The sequence below is a fragment of the Pseudomonas sp. JC1203 genome (genome assembly GCF_056175065.1).
On the sequence record NZ_JBWCAM010000012.1, the window covers coordinates 138,288 to 154,864 of the forward strand.

General features: G+C 65.2%; 18 protein-coding genes and 1 pseudogene. 11 read left to right on the forward strand and 8 right to left on the reverse strand.

Annotated features, from left to right (window positions below; all coding sequences use genetic code 11):
* Positions 1-99: 99 nt before the first annotated feature.
* The gene (gene prmB / locus AC0SZ7_RS18875; protein ID WP_475505801.1) at positions 100-1,008 is read right to left on the reverse strand and encodes a 50S ribosomal protein L3 N(5)-glutamine methyltransferase; all 909 of its coding nucleotides are present in this window, start codon (positions 1,006-1,008) and stop codon (positions 100-102) included.
* A 189-nt stretch (positions 1,009-1,197) separates the two neighbouring features.
* Here prmB and AC0SZ7_RS18880 point away from each other — a divergent pair, with 189 nt between their 5' ends.
* The 5 genes from AC0SZ7_RS18880 to AC0SZ7_RS18900 all read left to right on the forward strand — a co-directional run bounded on the left by AC0SZ7_RS18880 (position 1,198) and on the right by AC0SZ7_RS18900 (position 3,844).
* Entirely contained in the window at positions 1,198-1,788 is a 591-nt protein-coding gene (locus AC0SZ7_RS18880) for a cysteine hydrolase family protein (RefSeq protein ID WP_475505802.1), read from the forward strand.
* Between the two features lie 143 nt (positions 1,789-1,931).
* Entirely contained in the window at positions 1,932-2,252 is a 321-nt protein-coding gene (locus AC0SZ7_RS18885; protein ID WP_475505803.1) for a hypothetical protein, read from the forward strand.
* 35 nt (positions 2,253-2,287) lie between these two features.
* The gene (locus AC0SZ7_RS18890) at positions 2,288-2,845 is read left to right on the forward strand and encodes a Smr/MutS family protein (protein ID WP_475505804.1); all 558 of its coding nucleotides are present in this window, start codon (positions 2,288-2,290) and stop codon (positions 2,843-2,845) included.
* Positions 2,846-2,916: 71 nt separating this feature from the next.
* Positions 2,917-3,462, forward strand: coding sequence for a GTP cyclohydrolase I FolE (folE, locus tag AC0SZ7_RS18895; protein WP_416423071.1), 546 nt, complete (start codon positions 2,917-2,919; stop codon positions 3,460-3,462).
* 16 nt (positions 3,463-3,478) lie between these two features.
* Entirely contained in the window at positions 3,479-3,844 is a 366-nt protein-coding gene (locus AC0SZ7_RS18900) for a glutaredoxin (RefSeq protein ID WP_475505805.1), read from the forward strand.
* 62 nt (positions 3,845-3,906) lie between these two features.
* Here the strand turns inward: AC0SZ7_RS18900 and AC0SZ7_RS18905 are convergent, their stop codons facing one another.
* Complete coding sequence (locus AC0SZ7_RS18905; protein ID WP_416423069.1) at positions 3,907-4,509, reverse strand: glutathione S-transferase family protein; 603 nt, start codon at positions 4,507-4,509, stop codon at positions 3,907-3,909.
* A 12-nt stretch (positions 4,510-4,521) separates the two neighbouring features.
* Positions 4,522-5,691, reverse strand: a complete 1,170-nt coding sequence (locus AC0SZ7_RS18910) for an aminotransferase-like domain-containing protein (RefSeq protein WP_475505806.1) — start codon at positions 5,689-5,691, stop codon at positions 4,522-4,524.
* Between the two features lie 81 nt (positions 5,692-5,772).
* On the opposite strand from AC0SZ7_RS18910, the gene AC0SZ7_RS18915 reads away from it, so the two are divergent.
* Positions 5,773-6,216 carry a MarR family winged helix-turn-helix transcriptional regulator gene (locus tag AC0SZ7_RS18915; RefSeq protein ID WP_475505807.1) on the forward strand — a complete coding sequence of 148 codons (444 nt, stop codon included), beginning with the start codon at positions 5,773-5,775 and terminating at the stop codon, positions 6,214-6,216.
* Positions 6,217-6,418: 202 nt separating this feature from the next.
* Entirely contained in the window at positions 6,419-7,609 is a 1,191-nt protein-coding gene (locus tag AC0SZ7_RS18920) for a benzoate/H(+) symporter BenE family transporter (RefSeq protein ID WP_475505808.1), read from the forward strand.
* Positions 7,610-7,701: 92 nt separating this feature from the next.
* Here the strand turns inward: AC0SZ7_RS18920 and AC0SZ7_RS18925 are convergent, their stop codons facing one another.
* The 3 genes and pseudogenes from AC0SZ7_RS18925 to AC0SZ7_RS18935 all read right to left on the reverse strand — a co-directional run bounded on the left by AC0SZ7_RS18925 (position 7,702) and on the right by AC0SZ7_RS18935 (position 10,533).
* Positions 7,702-8,574 carry a methyl-accepting chemotaxis protein gene (locus AC0SZ7_RS18925; RefSeq protein WP_475505875.1) on the reverse strand — a complete coding sequence of 291 codons (873 nt, stop codon included), beginning with the start codon at positions 8,572-8,574 and terminating at the stop codon, positions 7,702-7,704.
* A pseudogene (locus AC0SZ7_RS18930) lies at positions 8,563-9,636 on the reverse strand (HAMP domain-containing protein); the annotation flags it as partial. The pseudogene AC0SZ7_RS18930 and the gene AC0SZ7_RS18925, both read right to left, overlap by 12 nt.
* A 135-nt stretch (positions 9,637-9,771) precedes the next feature.
* On the reverse strand, positions 9,772-10,533 hold the full coding sequence (locus AC0SZ7_RS18935; RefSeq protein WP_475505809.1) for an SDR family oxidoreductase: 762 nt from the start codon (positions 10,531-10,533) through the stop codon (positions 9,772-9,774).
* A gap of 173 nt (positions 10,534-10,706) precedes the next feature.
* Between AC0SZ7_RS18935 and AC0SZ7_RS18940 the strand changes: the two genes are divergently transcribed.
* Positions 10,707-11,708, forward strand: coding sequence for an NADP-dependent oxidoreductase (locus tag AC0SZ7_RS18940; RefSeq protein ID WP_475505810.1), 1,002 nt, complete (start codon positions 10,707-10,709; stop codon positions 11,706-11,708).
* 144 nt (positions 11,709-11,852) lie between these two features.
* On the opposite strand, the gene pyrF is transcribed toward AC0SZ7_RS18940, so the two are convergent.
* A complete protein-coding gene (gene pyrF, locus AC0SZ7_RS18945; protein WP_475505811.1) occupies positions 11,853-12,554 on the reverse strand; it encodes an orotidine-5'-phosphate decarboxylase in 702 nt (233 codons plus the stop codon).
* Between the two features lie 215 nt (positions 12,555-12,769).
* Between pyrF and eat the strand changes: the two genes are divergently transcribed.
* The 3 genes from eat (at position 12,770) to AC0SZ7_RS18960 (ending at position 15,068) form a co-directional block, all read left to right on the forward strand.
* Positions 12,770-14,134 carry an ethanolamine permease gene (gene eat, locus AC0SZ7_RS18950; protein WP_475505812.1) on the forward strand — a complete coding sequence of 455 codons (1,365 nt, stop codon included), beginning with the start codon at positions 12,770-12,772 and terminating at the stop codon, positions 14,132-14,134.
* A gap of 107 nt (positions 14,135-14,241) precedes the next feature.
* Positions 14,242-14,409 (forward strand): DUF2897 family protein, encoded by a 168-nt coding sequence (locus AC0SZ7_RS18955; RefSeq protein WP_475505813.1) that lies wholly within the window; start codon positions 14,242-14,244, stop codon positions 14,407-14,409.
* A 92-nt stretch (positions 14,410-14,501) separates the two neighbouring features.
* Positions 14,502-15,068, forward strand: coding sequence for a TetR/AcrR family transcriptional regulator (locus tag AC0SZ7_RS18960; protein ID WP_475505814.1), 567 nt, complete (start codon positions 14,502-14,504; stop codon positions 15,066-15,068).
* Here AC0SZ7_RS18960 and fabF read toward each other — a convergent pair.
* On the reverse strand, positions 15,065-16,345 hold the full coding sequence (gene fabF, locus AC0SZ7_RS18965; protein ID WP_475505815.1) for a beta-ketoacyl-ACP synthase II: 1,281 nt from the start codon (positions 16,343-16,345) through the stop codon (positions 15,065-15,067). The genes AC0SZ7_RS18960 and fabF overlap by 4 nt on opposite strands.
* Positions 16,346-16,577: the final 232 nt, after the last annotated feature.

Here is a 16,577-nt window from a genome sequence, read left to right on the forward strand (position 1 = left end):
GGGGGCGGGGGGCCGGCGGGGGGGGGGGGGCCCCCCCCCCCCCCCCCCCCCCCCCCCGCTCCCACAAGACAGTTGCGGCTACGGGATAGCGGCGGCGCTTTACGCGCGCGAAGCGAACAGCGCCTGGTGCTCGCGGCACTGCGCTGCGCTCAGCATGAACACGCCATGGCCGCCGCGCTGGAATTCCAGCCAGTGGAACTCCACTTCCGGGTACAGCGCTTCCACGTGCACCTGGCTGTTGCCCACTTCCACGATCAGCAGGCCCTTCTCGGTCAGGTGGTCGGCCGCTTCGGCCAGCATGCGCCGCACCAGGTTCAGGCCATCATCACCGCAGGCCAGGCCCAGTTCCGGCTCGTGCTGGTATTCGTCCGGCATGTCGGCGAAGTCTTCGGCGTCCACGTACGGCGGGTTCGACACGATCAGGTCGAAGCGCTGGCCAGGCAGGCCGTCGAAACCGTCGCCCTGCACGGTGTAAACACGGTCTTCCACACCATGGCGCTCGATGTTCTGGTTCGCCACCTCAAGGGCTTCGAACGACAGGTCGCCCAGCGCCACCTCGGCGTTGGGGAACACGTCGGCGCAGGCGATGCCGATGCAGCCCGAGCCGGTACACAGGTCGAGAATGCGCGCCGGCGGGTTGGCCAGCCATGGGCTGAAGCCGTCTTCGATCAGCTCGCCAATGGGCGAACGCGGAATCAGCACACGCTCGTCGACGATGAACGACATGCCGCAGAACCACGCCTCGTTCAGCAGGTACGGCACCGGCACGCGGTCTTCGATGCGACGCTTGAGCAGCGCCTGGATGTGCACGATTTCGTCTTCCTCCAGCGCGCAGTCCAGGTAGCTGTCGGCGACCTGGTACGGCAGGTGCACGGCACCCAGCACCAGCAGGCGGGCTTCGTCCCAGGCATTGTCGGTGCCGTGGCCAAAATACAGGTCTTCCCCGTGGAAACGGCTGACAGCCCAACGGATGTGGTCGCGCAGGGTGCGCAGGCGGGAAGTGTTCACGGCAGACTCCTTTGAATACAGCCGCGCATTCTACCAGCGAAGCCCGGCCCGTGGGGCCCCTGCTGGCATTTTGCAGCGGCGGCCTACCCGCCTACCGCCCGGAATCTGCGCGGCAGGTGCGCGTAGCGATTCACATAAGGGCGCAAGCAGTGGAGAATGTGGCAAAAGCCCTATCCAAAGGAGCCCCCGATGTCCGATACAAAGACGATGTTCCAATTGACTGGCCGCGGCCATCCCCCTGCCGATCTCAGCCGCGCCAGCCTTGTGATCATCGACGCCCAGCGTGAATACCTGAAGGGCCCCCTGGCCCTGGTAGGCATTGACGAAGCGGTGGCCAACATTGCCCGCCTGCTCAAGGCTGCCCGCGCGGCCCACCGCCCCATCGTGCATGTGCGCCACCTGGGCACCGTGGGCGGCCTGTTCGACCCCCAGGGCGACCGCGGCAAGTTCATTCCCGGCCTCGAGCCGCAGGGTGACGAGCCAATCATTGAAAAGAACATGCCCAATGCGTTCAACAACACCGCCCTGCACCAGACCCTGCAGGAAAAAGGCCCGATCGACCTGATCGTCTGCGGTTTCATGACCCACTCCAGCATCAGCACCACCGTGCGCGCGGCCAAGGACTACGGCTACCGCAGCACCCTGGTGGAAGATGCCTGCGCCACCCGCGACCTGCCCTACAAGGACGGCGTGGTACCGGCTGCTACAGTGAAGCAGGTTGGCATGGCGACCATGAATGACAACTTTGCCTGCGTGGCCCAGACCGACGACCTGGTCTGAGCAAAGCTGCAGTGCAAGGCACGGCGGCCGCGCAACGTGGCCGCCCATCCGATAAAAGCTCTCATTTTTCCTAATTGCGCCGTGTGTCGGAACCCCGACGCCCCTGGCGAGTCGAAGGCCGGATATTCACTGAGGAAATCGGAATGAAGTTATCCGATGGTTTTGACGCTCGCCGCCTTCGTCCACGCGGCCAACGTAACTGGGGCACCCGCCTGGGCCAGGCTTTCGCCGCGGTGCTGGCTGCCCTGGGCGTGCTGTTGGCCATGGCCGGCGCCGCCAGCCTGTTGGGCCACCCCCCGGCCCTGGGCGACCTGAACGCCAGCAAGACCGGCGCTGCCCTGCTGGTGGTGTTCGGCCTGCTGATTCTGTACCTGGGCGTGGGCCTGTGGCGCCGCTGCCGTCGTCGTCGCCATCGCAACCGCGAATTGAACCTGGCGCCGCACCTGATGAAAAAACACGACTGAGTCGCGTAAACTAGGCCTTCCTGGTGGAGGCTGACATGCAAGACGATGATTTTTCCCTGTTTACAAACGAAATGCGCGGCGTAAAGCCGATCAAGCATGACCGCGCCGACACGGGCAAACCCAAGGCAGACCGCAAGAACCTGGCCACCCTGCGCCAGGCCGCTACCGTGCGCCAGGACGCCACCACCGTCGATGGCCTGAGCGACCAGTTCGTCATCGACGTCGGCCCCGAGGACGACCTGCACTGGGCCCGCGACGGCGTGCAGGAAAGCCAGATGCGCAAGCTCAAGGTTGGCCAGATTCCGTTCGAGGGCAGCCTGGACCTGCACGGCATGAGCGTGGAAAAGGCCCGGGAAACACTCTGGGCCTTCCTCGCCGAGGCGGTGAAGTTCGAAATTCGCTGCGTGCGCGTCACCCACGGCAAGGCCGTGCGCCTGGACGGCAAGCGCCCCATGATCAAGAGCCACGTCAACACCTGGCTGCGACAACATGCCCACGTGCTGGGCTTCACTTCCTGCCAACCGCGCCACGGCGGCGCTGGCGCGGTGTATGTGATGCTCAAGCGCACCATGCTCGAAGGGCGCGACGAATAACCTCGAGCTTGCAGCGACGCGGCCAGCGCCGTACCCTTCGCGTTTGCGAAAATTCCCACAGGTTTAGATCCATGTCCCTGGAACAGCACTACACCGCGATTCTCGGCAAACTCGGCGAGGACGTATCCCGCGAGGGCCTGCTCGACACGCCAAAGCGTGCCGCCAAAGCCATGCAGTACCTTTGCCGCGGTTATGAACAAACCCTGGAAGACGTCACCAATGGTGCGCTCTTCAGCTCCGATAACAGCGAGATGGTGCTGGTCAAGGACATCGAGCTGTACTCGCTGTGCGAACACCACCTGCTGCCGTTCATCGGCAAGGCCCACGTGGCCTACATCCCGAGCGGCAAGGTGCTGGGCCTGTCCAAGGTCGCGCGTATCGTCGACATGTACGCCCGCCGCCTGCAGATCCAGGAAAACCTCAGCCGCCAGATCGCCGATGCGATCCAGCAGGTCACCGGCGCCCTGGGCGTTGCCGTGGTCATCGAGGCCAAGCACATGTGCATGATGATGCGCGGCGTGGAAAAACAGAATTCGTCGATGATCACCTCGGTGATGCTGGGCGAGTTCCGCGAAAACGCCGCCACCCGCAGCGAATTCCTCAGCCTGATCAAGTGATCCGAAGGGTACCGACATGTTGATGAAAGCATTGCGCGTGGGGCTGGGCCAGGTGATCGTGATTGGCGACCTGCTGACCCGCGGGCCCAAGCAGAAACGCAGCGCCCAGGCCCAGGCCGACGTGGAGCAGCAGGCCAAGGGCCTGAGCCTCTACCAGTTCCACGCCTGCCCGTTCTGCGTCAAGACCCGCCGCACCCTGCACAAGCTCAACGTGCCGGTGGCCCTGCGCGACGCCAAGAACGACGAGCAGCACCGCCAGGCGCTGCTGGCCGAGGGCGGCCGCATCAAGGTGCCGTGCCTGCGCATCGAAGAGAACGGCCAGACCACCTGGATGTATGAGTCCAAGGTAATCATCGCGTATTTGCAGCAGCGATTCGCGTGATGGCCTGAAGCGGCCTGCGGCCGCTGCTACGCCCCCCGTAGCAGCGGCCGCAGACCGCGTCTTCAACCGAGCATGGTCACATGCCGCGGTTGTGATTCAACGCGCTTGAGCCATGCCTGGATACCCGGGTAGCCGGCCAGGTCAAAGCCACCCTCATGGGCAACATGGGTGTAGGCGTACAGCGCGATATCGGCGATCGAATACTGGTCCCCCACCAGGAACGGCGTCAGCTGCAACTGCCGCTCCATCACCCGCAATGCCTTCTTGCCGCGCACCTGGCAGTCCTGATACTCCTGCAGGCGGTCTTCGGGCATGTTCAGGTAAAACTGGATAAACCGCGCCACGGCAATGTACGGCTCATGGCTGTACTGCTCGAAGAACTGCCACTGTAGCACCTGGGTGCGCAGGCGTGGCTCGGTGGGCAGGAAGGCGGTGCCGTCGGCGAGGAAATTGAGAATCGCGTTGGACTCCCACAGGCAGGTGCCGTCTTCCAGCTCCAGCACCGGGATCTTGCCGTTGGGGTTCTTGGCCAGGAATTCCGGCGTCTGCGTGTCGCCGCCCAGAATGTCGATGTCCACCCATTCATACGGCAGGTTCAACAGGTGCAGCATCAGCTTGACCTTGTAGCAGTTGCCCGAGCGGTAATCACCGTAGACCTTGTACATTAACCTCTCCTTTTACGCCGCTGCCTGAGCGGCCTGAGCCTTGCGGATAACGTGGGCCAACCGCGCCAGCCCTTCGTGCAGGCGGTGCGGGGCGACATGACTGAAATTCAACCGCAGGCAACCCGGGTGGGCCGCGGGGTCGGCGAAAAACGGCTCCCCCGGCATGAACGCCACGTCCTGGGCCATGGCATCGGCCAACAAGGTGCGGGTATCGATCGGCTGTTTCAAGGTCAGCCAGAAGAATAGGCCGCCTTGGGGCACGTGCCAATCGGCCAGGTCGGCGAAATGCGCCAGCAGCGCGGCCTGCATGTCGTCGCGACGCTGGCGGTAGAAGCTGCGCAGCTCGCCCAGGTGCTGGCGGTATTTTTCCGTGCCCAGCCACTGCATGGCCTGCCACTGGCCGATGCGGTTGGTGTGCAGGTCGGCGGCCTGTTTCAGCCGCAGCAGGTGCGGGAACAGGTCAGGGCTGGCGATCAAGTAGCCCACCCGTACGCCGGGCAGCAGGGTCTTGGACACCGTGCCGGTGTAGATCCAGCTGGCGTTGCGCAGGCGCCCGGCAATCGGCTGCGCCTGGCCGCCGTCGTAGGTCAGCTCGCGGTAGGGCTCGTCTTCGATCAGGGTCACGGCAAACTTGTCCAGCAGCGCCGCCACGCCAGCCCGGGCTGCTTCGCTGTAGCGCACGCCCGAGGGGTTCTGGAAGGTCGGGATCAGGTAGGCAAAGGCCGGCGCATGGTGCTGCAAGTGGGCCCGCAAGGCGTCCAGGTCCGGCCCGTCGGCCTGCAGCGGCACGCTCAGGCATTCGGCGCCGAACAGCTGGAAGGTCTGCAGGGCGGCCAGGTAGGTGGGGCCCTCGACGACAATTTCCGTGCCCTTGTCGATGTACAGCTTGGCGGCCAGGTCCAGCGCCTGTTGCGAACCGCTGAGCACCAGCACCTGGCTGGCCTGGCAGTCGATGCCCAGGGCGCGCGCGTCGGCGGCCAATTGCTCACGTAGCTGCGGCTCGCCTTCGCTGGTGCCGTATTGGCTCAGGCTGGCGGGCAGGCCCGTCCAGTCCAGGGCGGGCAACATGGCCTCGGCGGGCAGACCGCCGGCAAACGACATGACTTCGGGGCGCTGCGCCGCGGCGAGGATCTCGCGAATCAACGAACTTTTGAGGCGTGTGACACGTTCAGAGAAAGCCATGGGACCACCACTGGCAAAGTCGTAGGAAGATACGTCAAACTGCTTGACCGAAATTACGACGACGGGCATGGATACGTCAATATGCTTGACCTTAAAAATACCGCCACCCAACAAATCGCCATGGAAGCGTTTTTCTACGGCTACCAGGCGTTCACCGCCAAAGCCGACGAAATGCTCGCCCGCCGGGGCCTGAGCCGGGTGCACCAGCGGGTGGTGTTTTTCATTGCGCGCTACCCGGACATCGGCGTGAGCGAGCTGCTGGAAAAGCTGGGGGTGAGCAAGCAGGCGCTGAACATGCCGCTGCGCCAGCTGATCGAGATGCAGCTGGTGACCAGCACCGCGCCCGCCAGTGACAAGCGCAAGCGCTTGCTGGGGCTGACGGCGGAGGGGCTGCGGTTTGAGGAGGCGTTGCGCAAGGAACAGGTGAAGCTGCTGCAGCGGGTGTTCGCCGAGGCAGGGCCGGCGGCGGTGGATGGCTGGCTGACGGTGAATGCGGCGTTGGGCAAGACCACCAACCGCCCGTAGCAGCTGCCGCAGGCTGCGTCTTGTGGGAGCTGGCTTGCCAGCGAGTTGTTGCGGCCCGAAAAACTCGCTGGCAAGCCAGCTCCCACAAAGGCCGGTACAGTTTGACTGTATGGCTAAATGTTACTGCTGCTGTACTGCAACGGTGCAAGGCGGCGGGTTTAGTCTTTCAGGCCTGCCACCACCTCGCTCAAGGATTTGCAGCATGACCGACGCCTCCCCCGTGCATTTGCGCCCGTTGGCCGACACTTCCCCCTCTGCCGTGGTCGCCGGTTTCATCGCCATGATGACCGGCTACACCAGCTCCCTGGTGCTGATGTTCCAGGCAGGCCAGGCCGCAGGGCTGACCACCGCGCAGATTTCCTCGTGGATATGGGCGCTGTCCATCGGCATGGCGGTCTGCAGCATCGGCCTGTCGCTGCGTTACCGCACGCCCATCACCGTGGCCTGGTCCACCCCCGGCGCGGCGCTGCTGATCACAAGCCTGGGCCACGTGAACTACAGCGAGGCCATCGGCGCCTACATCACCTGCGCGGTGCTGGTGGTGATCTGCGGGCTCACCGGCAGCTTCGAAAAGCTGGTCAAGCGCCTGCCCTCCTCCCTGGCTGCGGCGCTGCTGGCCGGCATCCTGTTCAAGATAGGCAGCGAAATATTCGTCGCCGCCCAGCACCGCACCCTGCTGGTGCTCGGCATGTTCTTCACCTACCTACTGGTCAAGCGCGTGTCGCCGCGCTACGCGGTGCTTTCGGCGCTGGTGCTGGGCACCTTGCTGTCGGGCTTCATGGGCCTGCTGGACTTCAGCCAGTTCCACCTGGAAGTGGCCACCCCGGTGTGGACCACGCCAACGTTCTCGCTGGCCGCCACCATCAGTATCGGCATCCCGTTGTTCGTGGTGGCCATGACCTCGCAGAACATGCCCGGCATTGCCGTGCTGCGCGCCGATGGCTACCAGGTGCCGGCCTCGCCGCTGATCTCGGTCACCGGTTTTGCTTCGCTGCTGCTGGCGCCGTTCGGCTCCCACGGCATCAACCTGGCGGCCATCAGCGCTGCCATCTGCACCGGCCCACACGCCCACGAAGACCCGAGCAAACGCTATACCGCCGCGGTGTGGTGCGGGATTTTCTACGGCATTGCCGGCGTGTTCGGCGCCACCCTGGCGGCGCTGTTCGCGGCCTTGCCGAAAGAGCTGGTACTGTCGATTGCCGCGCTGGCGCTGTTTGGTTCGATCATCAACGGTTTGAGCATTGCCATGAACGAGCCGAAGGAGCGGGAAGCGGCGCTGATCACCTTCATGGTGACTGCGTCGGGCTTCACGCTGTTTTCGGTGGGTTCGGCGTTCTGGGGGATCGTGGCGGGGGTGTTGACGTTGTTGATTTTGAACTGGCGCAAGGGCTGATGATCTCGTCGCTGCTTTCGCGGGCACGGCCCGCTCCTACAGGCTGCGCGTTTGCGTAGGAGCGGGCCGTGCCCGCGAAAGTAGCCGCGCGATCAAAGCCGAAAATGCCCGACCATGCCGCGCAACTCGCTGCCCAGCTGCGCCAGCTCGATGCTCGACGCCGCGTTGCCACGCATCGCCACCGCCGACTGATCGGCGCTGGCGCGGATGCTGGTGACGCTGCGGTTGATCTCTTCTGCCACCGAGCTCTGCTGCTCGGCCGCCGCGGCAATCTGCTGGTTCATCTGCTGGATCTGTGACACCGCGCTGGCGATACTGCCCAGCGCGCTCTCGGTCTGCAGCGCGTCGCTGACCGCCAGCTTCACCAACTCGCCACTGCCCTGGATCTGCGCCACCGACGCCGCAGCGCTGGCGCGCAGGGTGCTGACCAGCCGCTCGATCTCGGCGGTGGATTGCTGGGTGCGCTGGGCCAGGGCCCGCACTTCATCCGCCACTACCGCAAAACCGCGCCCCTGCTCGCCGGCCCGCGCTGCCTCGATGGCCGCATTCAGCGCCAGCAGGTTGGTCTGCTCGGCCACGCTCTTGATCACCGCCACCACGGTACCGATGCTCTGAATCTCGTTGCTCAGGTGCTCGATGCTGTGGCTGGCGGAGTCTGCCGCGCCGGCCAGTTGCTCGATGCGCTGCATGCTCTGGCGTACCACCTGCTGGCCGTTGTCCACTCGGGTATCCGCCGACTGCGCAGCCAGCGCCGCCTGCTCGGCGTTGCGCGCCACGTCGTGCACGGTGGCGGTCATCTGGTTCATGGCAGTGGCCACCTGCTCGGTTTCCTGCTGCTGGCTGCTGACTTCCAGGTTGGTCTGCTCGGTGACTGCCGACAGCGAATGGGCCGAACTGGACAACTGCTCGATACCCGCCTGCAAGCCGCTGACAATGCTGCTCAGGCCGGCGCCCATCTGCTGCATCGCTGCCAGCAACTGGCCGATCTCGTCGCGCCGGTCCACCTCGATGCTGCCGCTCAAATCTCCACTGGCAATCTGCTGGGCACGGCTGATCACCCGGCGCAACGGCCGCACAATCAGCCGGGTGATCAGCCACGCGGCCAACACGCCTACCAGCAGCGCCACCAGCGATGAGCCAATGATCAGCAAAGTGTTCTGTTTCAATTCAGCCTGCATGGCCTGGTCCTGGGCGGCGGCGGCCTGGTCGACACGGCTCACCACTTCATCGGCGCGGGCCTTGAGCTGCGCGTACACCTGTTTTTCCCTGGCCAGCAGGTCGGTGTACTCACCCAGCTTGTCGCTGAAGCTGGCGATATGGTCGCTGACCTCGTTCAACACCGTCTGGTAGCCCGCGTCCTGCACCTCGGTTTTCAGCGCGTTGGCCTGCTTGAGTGCATCGGCGGCCTGCTCGATCCGGCCGCTGCCGCTGTCGTCGTCCACGCCCTTGCGGCTCTGGTCCAGGCGCACCCGCGCGGCGTCCATGGCCTGCAGCATCAGCCGCGCCACCTGCGCCACCTCGTTGGCCTGGGTGATGAATTCGCTGCCCTTCTCGCCCTTGGAATCCTTGAGCGCGTAGGTGCCATCGTCCGACAGCCCGGCCTGCAACACATCAAGGTTATTGGCAACCGTGGACACCGACCAACTGGCCATGTCCAGCGCCAGGTCCTTGGCCTGGCTGATCTCCACGAACTGGTCGAACGCCTGGCGGTACGCAGCCAGCGCCGGCTGCACGCCTTCTACATTGCCAGCGCTGGCAGCCAGCGCCTCCACGCTTTTGCGCAGGGCATCGGCGGTCTTGGGGTCGGTGTGCAGGGCAAATTCCTGCTCCTGCAAACGCACGCGCAAAAGGCCGCTGTTGAGTGCCGACATCTGCTTCAAGCCGTCGAAACGGTGGCTGATGCTGGCCAGCGACCACACGCCGATGGCCGCCACCAGTGCCGTCAGCGCCAGCACCAGGGCAAAGCCCAGGCCCAGCTTGCGGGCCATGCCCAGGTTGGCAAAACGTCCACTGCTGGCCGATGTCATTGCGCGCGCTCCCAGAGTCAATACACGGAGAGTGGCAATGGCACGGGGGCAGGCACAAGATCCTGGCGTCGGAATAATGGCAAAAAGCTATGAAGGTGTCGTTTTCAGCAAGGTGGAGGGCGTTTTGCCTGTCCATCAAATAGCCGTGGCACCCCCGTCCACCAGCAGCGAATGCCCTGTGGTAAACGCTGCGCCGTCGCTGCACAGGTACAACACCGCGCTGGCGACCTCCTCCACCCGGCCCACGCGCCCTACCGGGTGCATGGCGGCGGCGTACTCGGCCTTGCGCGGGTCGGCTTCGTGGGCGCGGCGGAACATGTCGGTGTCGATCACCGCCGGGCACACGGCGTTCACGCGGATGTGTTTTTTCGCGTATTCGATGGCGGCCGACTGGGTCAGGCCGATGACCGCGTGCTTGGACGCCGCGTAGATACTCATCTTCGGCGCCGCGCCCACGCCCGCCACCGAGGCGGTGTTGACGATGGCGCCGCCGCCCTGGGCCAGCATCACCGGCAGCTGGTACTTCATGCACAGCCACACGCCCTTGACGTTGACGCCCATGATGGCGTCGAACTGCGCCTCGGTGCCTTCGGCCAGGCGGCTGTTCTCGATTTCAATGCCGGCGTTGTTGAAGGCGTAGTCCAGGCGGCCCCAAGTGGCCACGGCCTGTTCGGTCATGGCGCGCACCTGGGCCTCCACGGTCACGTCGCAACGCAGGAACTGCGCTTCGCCGCCAGCCTCGCGAATCAGCGCCACGGTGCCTTCGCCACCGGCGGCGTCGAGGTCCACCACCACTACTTTCAGGCCCTCGGCGGCGAACGCCTGCGCGGTCGCGCGGCCGATGCCTGCCGCCGCGCCGGTCACCAGCGCCACTTGTCCGGAAAATGCCATGCCCATGGTCGAACCTCTGCGAAATGGATGTGATGGGCGCAGTCTAGCCAAGGCGCCCACGCCCAACGCAGCACTATTGGCGCCCTGTATTTCGCCGTATTCGGCGCAGCGGTTGCCCTTGCAAGCGGCGCCCACGCGGCCTATCAACAGTCCACCGTGCCCATTTGGAAGAACCTGCCATGACCGACGCCAACCGCCAATTCCTGCTGGCTCGCCGCCCCACCGGTGCCGCCAGCCGCGAAGACTTCACTTTCCAGACCGTCCCGCTGCCCGAACTGGGCGCGGGCCAGGTCCGCGTGAAAAACCTCTACCTGTCGCTGGACCCGGCCATGCGCGGCTGGATGAACGAAGGCAAGTCCTACATCCCGCCGGTGGGCCTGGGCGAGGTGATGCGCGCCCTCGGCGTAGGCCAGGTGGTGGCCTCCAACAACCCGGCATTCGCCGTGGGCGACCATGTCAACGGGGCGCTGGGCGTACAGGACTTCTTCCAGGGCGAGCCCAAGGGCTTCTACAAGGTGGACCCCAAGGTTGCGCCGCTGCCGCTGTACCTGTCGGCGTTGGGCATGACCGGCATGACCGCCTACTTCGCCCTGCTGGAAACCGGCGCGCCAAAAGCCGGCGACACCGTGGTGATCTCCGGTGCTGCGGGTGCGGTGGGCAGCGTGGCCGGGCAGATCGCCAAGATAAAGGGCTGCCGGGTGATCGGCATCGCCGGCGGCAAGGACAAATGCCAGTCGCTGATCGATGAGCTGGGCTTTGACGGCGCCATCGACTACAAGGCCGAAGACGTCGCCGCCGGGCTCAAGCGCGAATGCCCCAAGGGCGTGGACGTGTTCTTCGACAACGTCGGTGGTGACATTCTGGACGCCGTGCTCAGCCGCCTGGCGCCGCATGCGCGGGTGGTGATTTGCGGCGCCATCAGCCAGTACAACAGCAAGACCGGCGTAAAAGGCCCGGCCAATTACCTGTCACTGCTGGTGAACCGTGCACGCATGGAAGGTTTCGTGGTGATGGACCACGCGGCCAAGTTCGCCGCGGCCGGGCAGGAGATTGCCGGCTGGCTGGCCAAGGGGCAGCTCAAGAGCAAGGAGCACGTGGTAGAGGGGCTGGAGACATTCCCCGAGACCCTGCAGAAGCTGTTCAGCGGGGAGAATTTCGGCAAGCTGGTGTTGAAAGTCTAGCCCTGTAGCAGCTGCCAGGCCGCGGCCCTGTGGGAGCGGGTTCTACCCGCGAAAGACCACTGCGTGATATCTGACGCCACGCGGTGGCCTTTTCGTGGGCAGAGCCCACTCCCACAGAAGACTGTTCCAGGCCAGGTCGGGAGATCAGGCGTTGATTTGTGCCACAACGTCAGCCAGCGCTTGCGCCGGGTCTTTCGCCTGGCTGATCGGGCGGCCGATCACCAGGTAGTCCGAACCTGCGTCCAGCGCCTGGCGCGGGGTGAGGATGCGGCGCTGGTCGTCCTGGGCGCTGCCGGCGGGGCGAATGCCCGGGGTCACCAGTTGCAGCGACGGGTGTGCCGCCTTCAGGGCCTGGGCTTCCAGGGCCGAGCACACCAGGCCGTCCATGCCGGCTTTCTCGGCCAGCGCGGCCAGGCGCAGCACCTGCTCTTGCGGCTCGATGTCCAGGCCAATGGCGGCCAGGTCTTCACGTTCCATGCTGGTCAGCACGGTCACGCCGATCAGCAGCGGCTTGGGGCCGCTGCGCTGGTCAAGCACGTCGCGGCAGGCCGCCATCATGCGCAGGCCGCCAGAGCAGTGCACGTTCACCATCCACACGCCCATTTCCGCCGCCGCCTTCACCGCCATGGCGGTGGTGTTGGGGATGTCGTGGAATTTCAGGTCCAGGAACACCTCGAAGCCCTTGTCGTTCAGGGTCTCGACGATGCCCGATGCACTGCTGGTGAACAGCTCCTTGCCGACCTTCACGCGGCACAGCTTGGGGTCCAGCTGGTCAGCCAGTTTCAGGGCGGCGTCGCGGGTGGGGAAATCCAGGGCGACGATGATAGGAGTCTGGCAAGCGGACATGGGCGGGCTCTCAGGGGGGCAAGTCGAAATCGGCGCGCATTGTAGCGGATTTTAGGGGCAGTTGCGCCCCACAAACAGGCACTGCCTGCCCACAGCCTAGCCCACACATCCCCACCTGCGACACCAATCCCACCATTGCGACCCCTTTCCCTTGGCTGGCACGGCCGCTGCACGCAAAACAGCACGAACGTTCCAATCCACACGAGGGAGCCGTCATGACAACGCAACTCAAGCCCACCTTGGGCACGCTGCACCTGTGGGGCATCGCGGTAGGGCTGGTGATTTCCGGCGAGTATTTCGGCTGGAGCTATGGCTGGGGCGTGGCCGGCACCCTGGGGTTCCTGGTGACCTCGCTGATGGTGGCCACCCTCTACACCTGCTTCATCTTCAGTTTCACTGAACTGACCACCGCCATTCCCCACGCCGGCGGGCCCTTTGCCTACAGCCGCCGTGCCTTTGGGGAAAAAGGCGGGCTGATCGCCGGCCTGGCCACGCTGATCGAATTCGTCTTCGCCCCGCCCGCCATCGCGCTGGCCATCGGCGCCTACCTCAATGTGCAATGGCCGGCCCTGGACCCGCGCCACGCCGCACTCGGCGCCTACATCGTGTTCATGGTGCTGAACATTCTCGGCGTGCAACTGGCTGCCACCTTCGAGCTGGTGGTGTGCATCCTGGCGGTGATCGAACTGCTGGTGTTCATGGGCGTGGTGGCGCCGGGCTTCAGTGTCAGCAACTTCGTCGCAAACGGCTGGGCCGGGGACAGCACCTTCAGCCTGGGCGCGGTGAGTGGCATGTTCGCCGCCATCCCGTTCGCCATCTGGTTCTTCCTGGCCATCGAGGGCGCCGCCATGGCCGCCGAGGAAGCAAAAGATCCGCGGCGCACCATCCCCAAAGCCTACATCAGCGGCATCCTCACCCTGGTGGTGCTGGCCTTGGGCGTGATGGTATTCGCCGGCGGCGTGGGCGACTGGCGCGCACTGGCCAACATCAACGACCCCCTGCCCCAGGCCATGAAAACCGTGGTGGGCGAAGGCTCCGGCTGGCTGCACATGCTGGTGTGGATCGGCCTGTTCGGGCTGGTCGCCAGCTTCCACGGCATCATCCTCGGCTACTCGCGCCAATGCTTCGCGCTGGCCCGCGCAGGCTACCTGCCCAAGGGGTTGGCCAAGCTGTCGCGCTTTCAAACGCCGCACCGGGCCATCATCGCCGGCGGCGTTGTGGGCATCGCTGCCATCTACAGCGACGGCCTGATCAACCTGGGCGGCATGAGCCTGACCGCCGCCATGATCACCATGGCCGTGTTCGGCGCCATCGTCATGTACATCATGAGCATGCTCAGCCTGTTCAAGCTGCGCCGCAGCGAGCCCAACCTGCCCCGCAGCTTCCGCGCCCCCGGCTACCCCATCGTGCCGGGCATCGCCCTGGTGCTGGCGGTGGTGTGCCTGGTGGCCATGGCCTGGTTCAACACCCTGATCGGCCTGATATTCCTGGGCTTCATGCTGGCGGGCTTCATCTACTTCCTGCTCACCGGCGCCGCCCGTGCCAGCGCCCCGGCAGACGCGATGCTCACGGGCCTGTAGCCAACGCCCTATAATGGAACCACTGCCGGGCGCTTGGCTCCAATGGAGTACAAGCCTGTATTCGCCGCCACCCGGGCGGCGAGCCCGGCCCGCAAGGAGAAGTGGCCATGCCCTGGTACGCCTGGTTGATTTTGGTGGTGGCGATCGGCTCCATTGTTGGCGGCCTGCTGATGTTGCGCGACAGCGCCAGCAAGGTGGAGCTCACCGAAGAACAGCGCCGCAAAGTGGCGCAGCGCAATGCCGAGGCGGATGCCAAGGATGCGCAGAACCGGTAGCAGCGGCCGCCAGGCCGCGTCATGGCCAATACGGCGGGGGGCTGTTTCTGTTAGAATGATGATTAACATCCCATTCTGACCGGGCCATCCCCATGCGCTACTCCGCCGACCACAAAGCCCAGACCCACGACCGTATCGTCAAGGAAGCCTCGGCGCGCTTTCGCCGCGACGGCATCGGCGCCACCGGCCTGCAGCCGCTGATGAAGGCGCTGGGCCTGACCCATGGCGGTTTTTATGCGCACTTCAAGTCCAAGGATGAGCTGGTGGAAACCGCCCTGCGCGCTGCCACCGAAGAGCTGACCGAGGTGTGCGAAAAGGCCTTCGCCAAAGCCAAGCCGCTGCACAGTTTCATCGACACCTACCTGAGCCCCAGCCACCGCGACAGCCCGGAAAAAGGCTGCCCGCTGCCGACCATGGCCGCCGAGCTGGGCCAGCGCGGCCAGCCCAGCGCCACCACGGACAGCGGCGTGGAAGACCGCCTGGCGCGCATCGCCGCCACCTTGAATGCTGCCGATGCCGACGAGCAGGCGGTGGTGATGCTGTCGACCCTGGTGGGCGCGCTGATGCTGTCGCGCAGTGTCCAGGACCCGGAGCTGTCGCTGCGTATCCTCGACACGGCGCGCAAGGCGCTCAAGTTGCAGGCGGATGTGGCGGGTTAAGCCACCTCACCCCAGCGTTTCAGCAGCACACTGGCGTTCACCCCACCAAAGCCGAACCCATTCGACAGCGCATACTCAATGGCCATGGCCCGCGGCTCCCCGCGCACCAGATCCAGCCCCTCGGCCAATTCGTCCGGGTGTTCCAGGTTCAAGGTGGCCGGGGCAACCTGGTCACGTAACGCCAGCACCGTGAAGATCGCCTCGATACCACCCGCCGCGCCCAGCGAGTGACCGGTGGCGGACTTGGTCGAGGTAATCGCCGGCCCCTGGCCTGCCCCGAACAGCGAACGAATCGCCGCCAGCTCGCCCTTGTCGCCTACGGGCGTTGAGGTGGCATGGGCGTTCAGGTGCTGGACCTGGACGGGGCTGATGCCGCCCTGAGCCAGCGCCTGCTCCATGGCTCGCCGGGCGCCGCTGCCATCCTCCGGCCCGGCCGTGAGGTGATAGGCATCGGCGCTGGTGCCGTAGCCCACCAGCTCGGCCAGCGGCGTGGCACCCCGGGCCAAGGCATGTTCCAGCGACTCGATCACCAGAATGCCCGCGCCCTCACCCATCACGAAACCGTCACGGTCACGGTCAAACGGCCGCGACGCACGAGCAGGTGTCGCATTGAAGCCACCAGACAACGCCCGTGCTGCCGCAAAGCCACCCAGGCTGACCCGGTCAATGGCCGCTTCGGCACCACCGCACACGGCAATGTCCGCCTCACCCGCGCGAATCAACCGCGCCGCATCACCAATCGCCTGCACACCTGCCGCACACGCCGTCACCGGCGCGCCCAGCGGGCCCTTGAACCCATGCTGGATCGACACCTGCCCCGCCGCCAGGTTGACCAGGAACGCCGGAATGGTAAATGGCGACAACTTGCGCGGCCCACGGCTATCCGTAGTACGCACCGCATCGACGATAGTGCCAAAGCCGCCAATGCCCGAGCCGATCACCGTGGCTGTGCGTTGCCGCGCCACCTCGTCAGCAGGCGCCCAGCCGGCCTGGGCCAACGCCTCGCGGGCGGCGGCCAGGGCAAAGAGAATGAAGCGGTCCATCTTCTTCTGTTCCTTGGGCGCTGCGGCCATGTCGGGGTCGAAACCGCCGTGGGGGTCTTCATCCAGGGTTGGCACCACACCCCCTACCCGCGCCGGCAAGTCGCCGACCACCGCTTCTGGCAGCTCACGCAAGCCCGACTGGCCTGCGAGCAAGCGGCCCCATACGGTCTCAACCCCGGTGCCGAGTGGCGAGACCACGCCCATGCCAGTAATCACGATTCTGCGGTTGTTCATGACACCTCCCAACTGAAATCCAAACCCGTAGCAGCGGCCCCAAGGCCGCGTCATAGGCGCTGCACTTAACCTGGCACATCACCAAACCGTGCCAGCCCCATTAAATGACGACCGACATACCATGCGCATCACATTACAGTCGCAATATAAAATATGCACGCACCTCGTCGACCTAAATCATCACCCGCAAACCGGCGCCAGGAGAAAGCTTGATACAGTTTTTCGCCCCCGT